At 50.0% G+C, this 13367-nt stretch carries 16 protein-coding genes; 5 read left to right on the top strand and 11 right to left on the bottom strand.

The window, feature by feature from the left end; genetic code table 11:
* The first annotated feature begins 8 nt into the window (after positions 1-8).
* Both JYB87_RS07170 and JYB87_RS07165 read left to right on the top strand, forming a co-directional pair.
* Positions 9-200 (top strand): YnbE family lipoprotein, encoded by a 192-nt coding sequence (locus JYB87_RS07170; RefSeq protein ID WP_207356188.1) that lies wholly within the window; start codon positions 9-11, stop codon positions 198-200.
* Between the two features lie 38 nt (positions 201-238).
* Positions 239-559, top strand: coding sequence for a YdbL family protein (locus JYB87_RS07165; protein ID WP_207356187.1), 321 nt, complete (start codon positions 239-241; stop codon positions 557-559).
* Positions 560-738: 179 nt separating this feature from the next.
* Here JYB87_RS07165 and JYB87_RS07160 read toward each other — a convergent pair whose 3' ends face one another.
* From JYB87_RS07160 to JYB87_RS07150, 3 genes are read right to left on the bottom strand one after another with little or no spacing between them, the layout of a single operon-like run.
* Positions 739-1056 carry a hypothetical protein gene (locus JYB87_RS07160; protein ID WP_207356186.1) on the bottom strand — a complete coding sequence of 106 codons (318 nt, stop codon included), beginning with the start codon at positions 1054-1056 and terminating at the stop codon, positions 739-741.
* Positions 1057-1071: 15 nt separating this feature from the next.
* A complete protein-coding gene (locus JYB87_RS07155) occupies positions 1072-1566 on the bottom strand; it encodes a GNAT family N-acetyltransferase (protein ID WP_207356185.1) in 495 nt (164 codons plus the stop codon).
* Positions 1567-1598: 32 nt separating this feature from the next.
* On the bottom strand, positions 1599-2507 hold the full coding sequence (locus tag JYB87_RS07150) for a LysR family transcriptional regulator (protein ID WP_207356184.1): 909 nt from the start codon (positions 2505-2507) through the stop codon (positions 1599-1601).
* A 124-nt stretch (positions 2508-2631) separates the two neighbouring features.
* On the opposite strand from JYB87_RS07150, the gene aguB reads away from it, so the two are divergent.
* Positions 2632-3516, top strand: coding sequence for an N-carbamoylputrescine amidase (gene aguB / locus JYB87_RS07145; RefSeq protein WP_207356183.1), 885 nt, complete (start codon positions 2632-2634; stop codon positions 3514-3516).
* Between the two features lie 12 nt (positions 3517-3528).
* A complete protein-coding gene (gene aguA / locus JYB87_RS07140) occupies positions 3529-4620 on the top strand; it encodes an agmatine deiminase (protein WP_207356182.1) in 1092 nt (363 codons plus the stop codon).
* Between the two features lie 101 nt (positions 4621-4721).
* Here the strand turns inward: aguA and JYB87_RS07135 are convergent, their stop codons facing one another.
* Genes JYB87_RS07135 through JYB87_RS07115 form a run of 5 tightly spaced genes read right to left on the bottom strand, consistent with a single transcriptional unit; the run spans position 4722 to position 8447 of the window.
* Positions 4722-5477, bottom strand: a complete 756-nt coding sequence (locus JYB87_RS07135) for an energy-coupling factor ABC transporter ATP-binding protein (protein ID WP_228729967.1) — start codon at positions 5475-5477, stop codon at positions 4722-4724.
* Positions 5478-5481: 4 nt separating this feature from the next.
* On the bottom strand, positions 5482-6243 hold the full coding sequence (gene cbiQ / locus JYB87_RS07130) for a cobalt ECF transporter T component CbiQ (protein ID WP_207356181.1): 762 nt from the start codon (positions 6241-6243) through the stop codon (positions 5482-5484).
* The gene (locus JYB87_RS07125; protein WP_207356180.1) at positions 6243-6977 is read right to left on the bottom strand and encodes a hypothetical protein; all 735 of its coding nucleotides are present in this window, start codon (positions 6975-6977) and stop codon (positions 6243-6245) included. The genes cbiQ and JYB87_RS07125 overlap by 1 nt, the downstream gene beginning before the upstream one ends.
* Positions 6961-7650: a cobalt transporter CbiM gene (gene cbiM / locus JYB87_RS07120; protein ID WP_207356179.1), complete on the bottom strand. Its 690-nt coding sequence runs from the start codon at positions 7648-7650 to the stop codon at positions 6961-6963. Before cbiM ends, JYB87_RS07125 begins: the two co-directional genes overlap by 17 nt.
* An 8-nt stretch (positions 7651-7658) precedes the next feature.
* The gene (locus JYB87_RS07115) at positions 7659-8447 is read right to left on the bottom strand and encodes a DUF4198 domain-containing protein (RefSeq protein ID WP_228729966.1); all 789 of its coding nucleotides are present in this window, start codon (positions 8445-8447) and stop codon (positions 7659-7661) included.
* A 412-nt stretch (positions 8448-8859) separates the two neighbouring features.
* Here JYB87_RS07115 and JYB87_RS07110 point away from each other — a divergent pair, with 412 nt between their 5' ends.
* Positions 8860-10464, top strand: a complete 1605-nt coding sequence (locus tag JYB87_RS07110; protein ID WP_207356178.1) for a putative bifunctional diguanylate cyclase/phosphodiesterase — start codon at positions 8860-8862, stop codon at positions 10462-10464.
* A 116-nt stretch (positions 10465-10580) separates the two neighbouring features.
* Here the strand turns inward: JYB87_RS07110 and purF are convergent, their stop codons facing one another.
* From purF to JYB87_RS07095, 3 genes are all read right to left on the bottom strand, one after another.
* Entirely contained in the window at positions 10581-12095 is a 1515-nt protein-coding gene (gene purF, locus JYB87_RS07105; RefSeq protein ID WP_207356177.1) for an amidophosphoribosyltransferase, read from the bottom strand.
* A gap of 39 nt (positions 12096-12134) precedes the next feature.
* On the bottom strand, positions 12135-12623 hold the full coding sequence (locus JYB87_RS07100; protein ID WP_207356176.1) for a CvpA family protein: 489 nt from the start codon (positions 12621-12623) through the stop codon (positions 12135-12137).
* Between the two features lie 106 nt (positions 12624-12729).
* A complete protein-coding gene (locus JYB87_RS07095) occupies positions 12730-13362 on the bottom strand; it encodes an SPOR domain-containing protein (protein ID WP_207356175.1) in 633 nt (210 codons plus the stop codon).
* Positions 13363-13367 lie beyond the last annotated feature (5 nt).

Raw genomic sequence — 13367 nt, 5'->3', positions numbered from 1 at the left:
AAGCTAGCATGAAAACATTACCTAAAGTGCTCGGTTTGCTGTTAGCGGGTTATCTCGTTAGCGCATGTACCCCAACGGTGAAAATTGAGCCACCCGATAAACCCATAGTGATCAACCTCAACGTCAAAATTGAGCATGAAATCCGCATCAAGGTGGACAAAGCCTTGGACGATCTGCTCACCGATACCGCGCTGTTCTAAGGCAATTTTGACTCAGATTAATTTGTAAGGAATCCACTATGAAATTTCGTTTGATCACCTTATTCGCCACATTGGCATTAAGTTTTGCCGCCTTTGCACTGGATTTACAAAGTGCCAAAGATCAAGGGCTGGTTGGCGAGCAGACTAACGGCTACCTCGCGGCGTTAAAAAGCACTGCAGATGTCACCGCGTTAGTGAACGACGTGAATGCCAAGCGCACGGCAGCATACCAGCAGATTGCCCAGAAAAACGGCATCAGCGCCGATGACGTGGCCAAGTTAGCGGCCAAAAAGATCATTGCTAAAGCGGAAAAAGGCCATATGGTACAAGACAGTAGCGGAAGCTGGGTAAAAAAATAACTGCCAAGAGCCATTCCATAACTTAATAGCGCCACGCTTTCTATGCTTTGACGGCATGAAAGCATGGCGTTAATTCATGAGCCATTTAACAGGAAATCGGTAGAATTTGAGGCTCTGAAGTGCTTTTATTTAGCCTCCTCGCGTATGTGGAGGTTTTTTTTTGCCTAAATTTCGGCAGGTTACGGCTGAGTCACTTGAATGGTGTTGAGTTTGCTGTGTTGCGCAGTGAGCCCGGTACCTGCAACAGCCATCTTAACCGCCTGCACCGCAGACATATGCCCGGTTACAGGATTAGGCGTAAGTGCCCCAACTTGCTTAAGATCCGCTTCAATAAAACAACCGCTACCATGAGCAATCTGCTGCAGCGTTTCATCCAACCGTGTAAACGCCACTTGATAATCCGTCGCAAAATCACATTTATCAGATGCCACCGGCGTGGTAGTACTGTGGCTACAGGCGCTTAATAGCAATAGCGCAGCCATCGAACATTTCTTCACAACATCATCCTTAATTTAGCCCAACGGTTTTTGCCAAAACTCTGCGGTACCGCTATCGGCACGCAATTGATACGGCGCAAATCCCGCTTTGATATACGCATCTCGCGCAGAGGTATTGCCGGACAACACTTCTAAGGTCAGCTTGCAACAATCAAGCGCTTTGGCGTGTTGTTCTGCCACAGCCAATAGTTGCTGCCCCACCCCTTGGCGGCGCATGCTGTTATGCACCACCAGATCATGAATATTGAGGATCGGCGCACAATTAAAGGTCGAGAATGCGAGAAAGCAATTCGCTAAACCAACGGCACGCTCACCTTGATAAGCCAGCAAGCTGAGTGCTGTCGGCGTCGACGCCAAGGTGGGCAGCAGCTGCACAATCACTTTATCACTTAATGGGCGTCCACCGCCCATGGGATCTTGGGCGTAATGTTGCATTAAGCTCAGCAGATCGGCGCCTTGTTTGGGATGGCGGTAATTCACTTTGACGATATTGATCTCAACCTTGTTCACGCTTGCTCCTTATTGCTCGTTATTTTGCCAGCTTACTGATGAACTAAGCCTCGCATCAATCCTTTTAACCAATTTAACGGTGCTAAGCCTTGATGCACCGGATGCCAAACGCAGTTGAGCTGATAATTGGGCATATCATTGGGCAAAGCCACCTGCCGCAATTGGCCGCTGACACAGAGCATCTTAGCCACCCGTGCTGGCAATACCAGCAAGTGATCGGTTTGACTGACAATAGCCGCCGCCGACATATAACTCTGACTGTTCACCGAAATCTGCCGCGTCAGCCCTTGGCTTTTCAGATATCGGTCAATGATGGAATCGTGAGTGCCAAGTGGCGAGTGAAACACATGGGGCGTTTCAACCAACTGCTGCAAACTGATCTGCTCGGTGATACTCGGATGCTCACGCCGCACCAATGCCGCCAAGGGTTCACTCAGCCAAGTTTCCCGCGCCAAATAAGCGGGTACTTGCATATATTCATCAAAGCCCAACACCAGATCAATGTCACCATTGGCTAATTCCACCTCTGGGATGGTTTCGCGCAGGATCTCAATTTCAATATGTACTCCGGGCGCCAGCTGATTGAGCTTGGCGATCAGCGGCGGGATCAGCACGCATTCCACATAGTCGGTAGTACTGATCACAAAGCGCCGATTTGAACTGGCAGGATCAAACTGTTCTGGCGCATCAAGTTGTTGTTCTAACAGCTTAAGCGCTTGTTGTACTCCTTGATGCAGCGACAAGGCGCGCTCGGTCGGTAACATGCCCTGCGGCGTGCGCACTAACAAGGGATCATTGAACGCTTGCCGCAGTCGATTCAGGGCATGGCTCATGGCCGGTTGGCTAAGATAAATCCGCGCCGCAGCACGGGTGACATTACGCTCGATCATCAAGGCGTCAAATGCCAACAGTAAATTGAGGTCGAGTTGGTGTAATTTCATTCATTATTCACCATATAAATAGTGAGATAAATATTATTCATTTGATGGATTTTAGGCAAGTCCCTACACTTCAACTATGCTTGGGCAACTGCCCCTACCGTCCATCAACACTGGAGATGAGTTCATGGCAAAAGTTACCGTCGCTGCGACCCAAATGGCTTGTTCTTGGGATACCGAAGCGAACATCAAAAACGCCGAAAAATTGGTGCGTGAAGCCGCTGCCAAAGGCGCACAAATCATTTTGATCCAAGAGCTGTTTGAAGCACCGTATTTTTGCATCGATCAAAGCCCAGAACACTTTGCACTGGCGCAAACCATCGAAGACAGCAAACTGATCAAGCATTTCCAAACAGTTGCGGCTGAGCTGGAAGTGGTGCTGCCGATTTCATTCTTTGAACGTCGTGGCAATGCTCACTACAACTCATTGGTGATGATTGATGCCGACGGCACCATGCTGGACGTTTATCGTAAAACCCATATTCCTAACGGCCCTGCCTATCAAGAAAAGCAATTCTTCACGCCTGGCGACACTGGCTTTATGGTGTGGCAAACCCGTTACGCCAAAGTGGGTGTGGGCATTTGCTGGGATCAATGGTTCCCAGAAACTGCACGTAGCCTAGCACTGTTGGGCGCTGAGTTGATCTTTTTCCCAACCGCAATTGGCTCAGAGCCAGCATACCCAGATATTGACTCACAACCACATTGGACCCGCGTTCAACAAGGTCATGCGGCCGCCAACTTGGTACCAGTGATTGCGTCTAACCGTATCGGGACTGAGAAGAGTAAATTCATCGAAGGTTTGGAAATGACCTTCTACGGTTCTTCTTTCATTGCCGACCAAACTGGCGCATTGGTAGCGCAAGCGGACAAAACCAGCGAGTGCGTACTGGTGCATGAATTTGATTTGGCTGAAATCGACAAGCAACGCATCTCTTGGGGCTTGTTCCGTGACCGTCGCCCAGCGATGTACGAAGCAATTTTGACATCTGACGGCGAAACCAGCTGGTAAGAGGCACAGTTCATGGCTAATACGCTACATAGTTTGCCGCGTACTAACGGCTTCTATATGCCTGCAGAGTGGGCGCCACAACAAGCGGTATGGATGATTTGGCCCTACCGCCCTGATAACTGGCGCGAAAATGCCACTATCGCGCAAAAAACCTTTGCCGACGTGGCAAAGGCGATTGCTGGCGCAACCCCAGTATTTATGGCAGTACCGGCGGGACAGATGACGCTGGCCAAAACCGTTATGCCGGCTGAAGTGACGCTGGTACCGATGGAAAGCAACGACTGCTGGACTCGGGATAGCGGCCCAACCATGGTGATTAATGGTGAAGGTGAATGTCGCGGTATCGACTGGGGCTTTAACGCTTGGGGCGGTTTACAAGGTGGCTTGTACTTCCCATGGGACAAAGATGAATTGGTCGCCAACAGCATTCTCAAACATCACGGCTGGAAGCGTTATGTGGCACCACTCATCCTTGAAGGTGGCTCAATCCACGTCGATGGTGAAGGCACCTGCTTAACGACTGAAGAGTGTTTGCTGAACTGCAACCGCAACCCAGAGCTGACTCGCGAGCAGATTGAAGAGTATTTGAAGCAATACTTGAACGTGGAAAAAATCATCTGGTTGCCGGAAGGCGTGTTTATGGATGAAACCGATGGCCACGTTGACAACATGTGCTGTTTTGCGCGCCCCGGTGAAGTGATTCTGCATTGGACTGATGATGAGTCCGATCCGCAATATGCGCGCTCGAAAGCCGCGTTGGATGTATTGCAGAACACCACCGATGCTAAAGGCCGCCAGCTGAAAGTGCATCTGCTACCACAACCTGGACCGTTATTCTGCACCGCAGAAGAAGCCGCAGGTGTGAGTGCTGGCACCGGTGTACCACGCACCGCGAGTGAACGTTTGGCCGGTTCCTATGTGAACTTCCTCATTACCAATAACCGTATCGTGTACCCGTTATTGGATGAGGCAACTGACGGCATTGCCGCTGAAAAACTGCAAGCTATCTTCCCTGAGCATGAGATTGTGGGCGTAGCTGCGCGCGAAATCCTGCTCGGTGGCGGCAATATTCACTGCATTACCCAGCAAATTCCTGCTGCGTAAATACTACCCTACATTAAAAAAGCCGATGACATTAGGCGCTATCCTCGTCATCGGCTTTTTGTTTACCCAGTCCCATCCTGAATGCGGTATTTGTCGAATCGCTATTGATGCTCTTGCTCATGAGCGCTGCCAATAATGCGCGCTTCGGCGTGAACATGCAGATGTTCATGGGGATGGCGATGCATTACCGCTTTGGTCAGTTGCCCGGCTTCCAGCAACACCGCACGGGTTGCCAAGCGCTCTAACACACTGCGATCATGCGACACGATAATCATCGCCTGCGGCAAGCTATCAAGATGGCGCAATAACCGCTGCTGCGCCGCTTCATCTAATCCGTTGGTCGGCTCATCCAATAACAACACTTCGGGCTCCATCGCTAATACAGTGGCCAAAGCAATCATGCGCTTTTCGCCGCCCGACAAGCGATAGGTAATCCGCTCAGCAAACTCGGCCATCCCCAGCGATGCTAACACGGCTAACGCTTTTTGCTGCGCTTGCTCGGCACTCAGCCCAAGATTAAGTGGCCCAAACGCCACATCTTCAATCACCGTTGGGCAGAACAGTTGGTCATCCGAATCCTGAAACAAAAAGCCCACTTTTTTACGCAACTGCTGAAACTCTGCTTCTTGACGGCATCGCTGACCCAAGCCAACGATTTGGCCGCTAAACTGCTGGTTTAGGCCAATCAAGGTACGTAATAGCGTCGATTTACCCGCGCCATTTGCCCCGACCAGTGCCAGCCGCTCTTTGGGATACAGATCAAAGCTCACGCCATTGAATACGCTGCGCTGGGCGTAATTCACCGCTAAATCGGTGACCGAAAGCAACGGATGGGTAATTTTCATCGTGCCAGTCACGCGGCTATTCTCCAAACAGTTGCCACAACAGCGGCAATAACGATATTAGGCTCAACCCCAGTAGCAGCAGACTATCGCTACGCTGCCAACGCAGTTGCGAGCGCAAATACAGGCTGCCATCAAAACCGCGGCAGCGCATGGCATCAACAATCCGCTGCGCCCGCTCCATGCTGCGCACCAGCAACATCCCCATCAGCCAACCGTAGCTGCGCCAAGTGTGCCAATTACTGGCAGGCGTAAAGGCTCGCGCCTTCATCGCATTACGCAAGCGCTGGAACTCTTCGCCCAGCACTTGGATGTAGCGCACTGTCATCATAAACAGGTGGATCAATTTGACCGGAAACCCCAGTGCCGCCGCACCATAGCCCAAATTGATCGGTTCTCGAATCGCCAATAACGCCAACAAGGCCAACACGACTGCGTTGCCACGTAGCCAAATGGCCAGCGCCTGAGTCGCGCCTTGAATCGATGCATCAACACCGGCAACACTGAACCAAGTATCACCAGCAACCGAAAACGGCAGCATCAGTACCAGCAGCAACATAAAGGTTTCAAAGGCCAATAACCGCGTGAGCATGGAGCGCCACTGGGTGCCGCTGACCAAATTCAACAAGCCGCCAAGCACCAGCATCAGCAGCAGAGGCAACACTTGCTGCAGCAATAGGGCGAATAAAGTGAACACGCCCGCGGCGAGCATATTGACCCGCGGGTCACACCGCATCAGCAGGCTTTGTTGGTGTTTAGCTTGAAGTTGAGTGGCCAGCATCAGGATTTTTTACTGCGCCACCACATCGCAAATCCTGCGATGCCAAAAATAAACCCAAGGCCACCGATAATGTCTGACAGCTTGGCGCGAGATGCAGTTTGTTGCAGTTCCATCCGTAGCGGCCCAACTTCTTTGGCGACGGCAGTTTCAATCAACTGTTGTAACGCTTGTTGCGATACTACAACTGGCGTGACATCTGTGCTGATGCTCGCACTTACTGAGGTCGCTTGAGCTTCTGCGGTCGGCTTAACGGTTTGCGTAAGCTTGGGGGCAGCTGCGTTGGACGCATATAATTGGGAATTAGAGACTTGGGAAGCAACGGCAGGCAATTCGGTGACGACACCGTTAGCACTGAGGATTTTTTTCGGTTTAGTCGAGTTGGACGATGTGGCCGCAGTGGCTGGCGCGGTCACCTCTGCGGCGGGAATTTCCCAGGTCGCCACATGACCGTCGCCGGTGTTGGCTTCTACGCGGTAACCAGCACTATACGGCACGTCAACACGAAAGTTTCCTGCGGCGTCTGGTGCAACTTTTGCCAACTGCTGCTGGTTGGCATCGTAAATCACTATAAATGCGCCACTGGCAGAAACACCACCAGCAAAATAGGCCTTGCCCGCCACTTGCTCACCTTCCATCCAAGCAAACACTTTAAGCAGGTGCGCCGAGGCTGAGCCACACTCCAACAACAGTGCAAGGCCGATAATGTGCCACATAGGCTTACAAGACCTCAGCATTTTGCGGCTCCTTCGCAGCGCTCAATTCACTATTTTCTGCCGTAGCGGCGTTATACACGACCTTTGTCAGCATCTCTGGTGCAACTTTGGCAATAAAACCAACGATGGTGGCGGTGACTAACGCTTCAACAATCGCCAATGGCAGATATGTCAGCGCGATAATATTGGCGGCGGTACGATAGGCATTGTAGCTGACAATCAAAGTGAAACAGACCATTGCGCCGGTGCCCACCACACCGATTAACCCCGCTAACCCACCGAGCAGATAAATACGCCGAGTTTGTCGCTGTATAATCGCTTTTGATAGCAATCCACTGAATAGCCCAGCCACGATTAACGCCGGCAGCGCAATATTGAGCGCATTCACACCGAGCACTAACGGACCACCAAAACCGAAAAACACCGCTTGCAACGCCAAGGCAACCATAATGGCTGGCACCGCAGTCCAACCCAGTAATAAGCCCATCAAGCCGTTGAGCAGCAGATGCACACTGCTAGGTCCTGCCGGTACAGCAATTAACGAGGCCACAAAAAAGCAGGCGGCTAACACCGCGGCATGAGGGATTTTGGCGTAATCCAATTTACGCACCGCGTAACAGAGTGCCGCGACAGCCACCACGCCAGCGCCAATTAGCACTGGCGCTGAAACCACACCTTCAGGAATATGCGCCATCTTTGCTCCTACTTCATATCGCGGGCAAACACCCAGATAAGACCGCCCTGCTCCACGGGCACCTGCTTGCCCTCTGGGTTGGTCATGGTGCTGTCTGCCTCAGTTAACGCGGCAAATCCCCACCAGCCCGCTTTCGGCATCACGTAGCTGAAAGTGCCATTAGCATCAGCATGTAGCACTTGAGTAATGTAAGGATCTGAGGGCGGCGTAATGCTGCCATCATTGCGCCATTCCACCTCTACCTCAGCAAATGGCACAGGCTTGCCCGCTTGCTTCACTACCCCTTGAAACAGATTGCCGGTCCACAAACCAAATGGTCGGGTTAATGGCACAATTTCGGTCGGCAAACCGAGTTCGGTATCCCAGCCAGCTTCCATGCCATAGGCATCGACCACCACCTTGGTGTAATGCACAATCATCTTGGCTTCAGCCGGTTCCCAGTAAGGTTGCGGTTGCACATAAAACAGATAATCGCCGGGGCGTTTGATCTGATACTCGGCATTAAAGTACTGCGCTTTATCACTATTCTTCGAAACAAGACTCGGGAGTAAATCTTGTTTTCCCATTGGGCCAACAACTGCAAACTGGCTGGGCAAAGCTAATGGCATCACAGGCCCTTGCGCCATAGGATGGGTAAATTGCAGGGTAAAACCGAGCTTTGCTTGCGCGGGCGAAGCGACAATGTCAGTCGTGGGGATCAATTCAAGAAAATGCGCATGGACTGCCGTTGAGCAGCACAAACTTAACAGTACGCAGCACAGCATCCGTGTGCGTTTAAGGTCAGCAATCGACAACATGAAAATCCTAGTCACGCGTAATCAAGGCGAGTTATTACGAAATTAATAATCGTAATAACAATACCATTCCAGCGCTGCTAAATCACTGTTGTGTGCGCCAGCAAGCAAGTAACGACGGTAAGAATGCTAACTGGCTCACATACTGATACGGCATAAGCAAAAAGATTGAGTCAGACTGACTACAACAATGGATTGTCATTTTGAAAATCTTTAATCACGATTTTCAAAATGACAATCGTGATTCACGCTTAACAGTGACCCCGCTCGACGAGCCTTTCACAATGTGACCCTTCTCACTGTTAGCAAGGGCGAACCATTGTTAATATCGGCCAATTATTTGCCTTAGCAATGTGAATAGCATCACACATTAGCATCTAGTAAATTTCAAATTTCAGGAGTAAAGGACTACTCAATGGCAGTAGATTGGATTGCATATTTGGCAGTTGGATTAGGTTTATTGTTGCTACTCAGCAGCATCAGACCTGCCTGTCGCATTTGCCAAAATGACCATGCCACCGGCTGGAAATGGCTGGTGGTGCTGATCCTATTCTTCTGTGTTGGCTATAGCCTATTCCTATTGCGCTTGTTTTATCATCCGGTGAATTTCACCATGGGGTTATTGGCGACCATCCTCTTTTTCGGGGCGGTGTTTGTTGCCACTATTATTCCGCAAGCGCTTAAAACCATTCTTAAAATTGAGTCGATTGCGATGGAAGAGCGCCATAACTCGTTAACCGACGAGCTGACTGGGCTCAATAATCGTAAAAGCATGTTTGAACATCTGAGTGTGCTTAGCGGAGTGAGTAAGCCGTTCACCCTATTTTTTCTCGACTTGAACAACTTCAAACAGATCAACGATAGCCTCGGCCATTACTATGGCGACCAATTTTTACGTTTGGTGGCCGAACGCCTCAATGAGGTGATTCCCGAAAAAGCGATGCTGTTTCGTATCGGTGGCGATGAGTTTGCCATTGTCTACCGCGAACGAAGCCTCGAAGTATTATTAACCTTGGTTGATAGCATACATGCGAAGATGCTACCGCCATTCGTGGTTCACAGCCACTCGATGAAAAGCTCGGCCAGCATCGGCATTGCCTGCTATCCCGACCACAGTAACGAGCTGTTTGACTTAATCAAAAAAGCCGACATTGCCATGTATGACTGTAAGCAACGCCAAGGCAACTACACCTTATATGATCAAGTGATTGGTGCAGAGGCTGAGCGCAAATTGCGTTTGTCACAGCAGCTTTCAGACGCGGTGCGGCAGAATCAGTTTGAACTTTACTATCAACCTATTGTGGACAGTGTCAGCAATACCACTTGTTGTGTCGAAGCGCTGTTACGCTGGCCACAAGCCTCTGGCAAGGTGCTGTTGCCGGAAGAGTTTATTCCATTTGCTTCACGTAGCCCACTGATCAATGCCATTACCTACTGGGTACTGAATCGTGTTGCGGATGATCTGCCAGCATTACGACAGATGGGCTTTAGCCACTGCATCCATATCAACCTCTCCGCGAAAGACCTGCAAAACGACAACCTCGTACAACAACTTGGCGCAATGCTGCAACAAGGCCGACTACACGCCAGCGACATCATTTTTGAAATCACCGAAACTGACGTGGTCGATGATTTGCAAAAAGCCAAAGTGGTGATGTCGAAACTGAATCAAATGGGCTTTGAGTTTAGCGTGGATGACTTTGGTACGGGCTTCTCGTCTTTGGTGCTATTACGTGAGTTGCCGATATCGCAAATCAAAATCGACCGCTCGTTTGTGAATAACTTCCTGATCAATGATGTCAGCCGCGCGATTGTGTGTCATATCATCGAACTGGCCACCGAGCTTAACTGCAGCGTAGTAGCTGAGGGCGTGGAAAACAGCGCCGATGCCGCTGAACTGCGCCGACTTGGCGCCGAGTTGCATCAAGGCTGGTTTTATACTGAAGCCCTGCCGCTTGCTAAATTAGGCCAGCTCAGCCAACAACAAGCCCAAAATGATACTGTAATGATGGTTGGCTAAGCCGCCACTACGATATTTGGCGTCTACAGCGGTAAGAGCTCACTAACTATTCGCGCTAAACAATAAGGCCTCGCAATTGCGAGGCCTTGATATTTAATGCATAGAATCAGCTTAGCTTATGGATGCCCTTCGTTGTGCATCTCTAAGTTAGTGCCGATATCGCGGTTACGATTTGCTTTTGCATCGTCGTTACGCAGCTGAGTCAGGTGATCCAGATAGGATTGATCCACATCTTTGGTGATGTAGTGGCCATCAAACACTGAGGTTTCAAAGCGTTTAATATCTGGGTTTTCCATACGTACCGCATCCACCAAATCGTCTAGATTTTGGAAGATGATACCGTCAGCACCAATCAACTTAGCAATCTCGTCTGAATCACGGCCATAGGCGATCAATTCATTAGAGGTTGGCATGTCGATACCGTAAACGTTCGGGAAGCGAATTTCAGGCGCTGCTGAAGCGAAATACACTTTCTTCGCACCGGCTTCACGTGCCATTTCGATGATCTGTTCTGACGTGGTACCACGCACGATGGAGTCATCCACCAGCAGTACGTTTTTGTCTTTAAACTCAGCATTAATCGCGTTCAGTTTACGACGCACTGACTTACGACGTTGCTGTTGACCCGGCATGATAAAGGTACGGCCGATATAACGGTTTTTCACAAAACCTTGGCGATACGGCAGATCCATGGTGCGGGCAATTTCCAATGCCACGTCAACTGAGGTTTCAGGAATTGGGATCACCACGTCGATATCATGGTCATACCATTCTTTCTTGATCTTCTCACCCAGCTTGGTACCCATGTTTACGCGACTGGCGTATACCGACACCTTGTCGATCGTTGAGTCAGGACGCGCAAAATAAACAAATTCAAAAATACATGGGCTGTACATTGGCGATTGGGCGCATTGACGGGTGTAAAGTTCACCATCAAGGGTGATATAAATCGCTTCACCTGGGGCAACGTCACGCATCACTTCAAAACCGACCGCATCTAGCGCTACGCTTTCAGAGGCCACCATATATTCAGTGCCGTTGGCGGTTTCATGCTTACCCAGAATAAGTGGGCGGATACCGAATGGATCGCGAAACGCCAGCAAACCATTACCCACAATCATAGCTACAACGGCATAAGCACCACGGGTTTGTTCGTGCAGACGCGCTACGGCATCAAACACTTCATCGGCAGACAGCTGAGCGCTATCTGTCTTATCAATTTCGTCTGCCAGCAAGTTAAGCAGCACTTCAGAATCTGAGGTGGTGTTCACGTGACGACGTTTTTGCTGCAAGCCTTCAGCTAACTGCACTGTGTTGGTCAAGTTACCGTTGTGCGCTAACGAGATACCAAAAGGTGAGTTGACATAGAAAGGTTGAGCTTCAGATGCACTGGAGCTACCAGCAGTAGGATAACGGCAATGGCCGATACCGGCATTACCTTGAAGACGCTGCATGTGTTTAGGCTCAAACACATCTTTTACCAAGCCATTTGCCTTACGCAAACGAAAGGCTCGGTTATCTACGGTCACAATACCCGCCGCATCCTGGCCACGATGCTGCAACACAGTTAATGCATCATAAATGGTTTGATTAACCGTTGAGCGGCCAACTATTCCGACGATACCACACATGGGTAAGTTTCCTCGTATTAAGATGTTCGAATAATCTTTTTATATTTTGGGTACAAAGCTAGAGGTGCTTTCCAGATAGTCAAAGAACCACTGAATAACCACTCCAAATTCTGGCACTAATTGCGATGCCTGCCACCAATCAGTTTTGGGGGCGCCAGTAAAAGCATCCAAAAAGAATAACAATGCGCTGACAATCAAGGCGCCACGAATGGCACCAAACACCAGACCTAACATGCGGTCAGTGCCTGACAAGCCGGTTTTGAGCACCAACTGCCCTACCAGATAATTGACGATCGCCCCCACAATCAATGTCGCCACAAACAGAATGGCAATCGCCACACCGTTTCGCAGCATTTCATCGTTCAGCTGGGTGATATAGACCGCAAGTTCTTGATAAAACTGACTCGCAACAAAAAAGGCAGCAAACCAGACAACCAATGACATCGCTTCTTTGGCGAAGCCGCGGATCAAACTGACCAGCGTTGATAGTCCGATAATGATAATGATGGCGTAATCTATCCAAGCCATGGGTAGAAGTGTCCAGCAATGATTGAGAACGGCGCGATTCTACCAGAGAGCGAGTGCATTCTCACCCCCACAATCAGAAATAATTGTTCTGAAAAACGACATTGACTCAATGTTCTAATGGGTCGAAGCGAATCACTTTACCTTTTAGTGAGGTCAGTGACTCTACTTTTTGTTGTTGGCTTCTGAGCTTGTCGAGCGAAACCTCTGGACCGACAAAAACGCGAGTCAACTTACCTTCAACCGGCTTGTTCGGCAGCGTGTACGCGGCAAAGCCGGCTTTTTGCAGTTTAGCGACTAGACCTTTGACGTTGGTAACACTACTAAAGGCGCCCAACTGCATGGTCCAAGCCACTTGAGCGTTAGCCGCAGCAGGCTTAACGGGTTCGACTTTCGCACTCGAAGCGCTCGGTTTAGCACTTGGTTGTTCTACGGTAGCGGGTTCAGTGTGCGATGGCGGATTGGCACTGGCGACCTCAGTTACGGGCTGAGCATCAGCCGCGCCGGTTTGGCTGTAGGCTTCATCGTCAGTTGATTGTGGTTCTATCGATTGCGGGGTATCCAACACCTGAAACACTTGCGTGTCTTGGTTAACCTCTGCAACCTCAGGGCGCAACGGGATCTCCGCAAATTGCTCAGGCTTAAGCGTCTTTTTACCATCTAAAATATCAGGTAAAAAAATCACCCCCAGCGCCGCAATGACGATGGTGCCAACCAACCGATTGTGAAACTGTGTTGCCAAAATCT

This window comes from Shewanella avicenniae (assembly GCF_017354945.1).
GTDB lineage: Bacteria > Pseudomonadota > Gammaproteobacteria > Enterobacterales > Shewanellaceae > Shewanella > Shewanella avicenniae.
The sequence above is the reverse complement of the archived record's forward strand: the minus strand, read 5'-3'. Positions and strand labels throughout refer to the sequence as shown.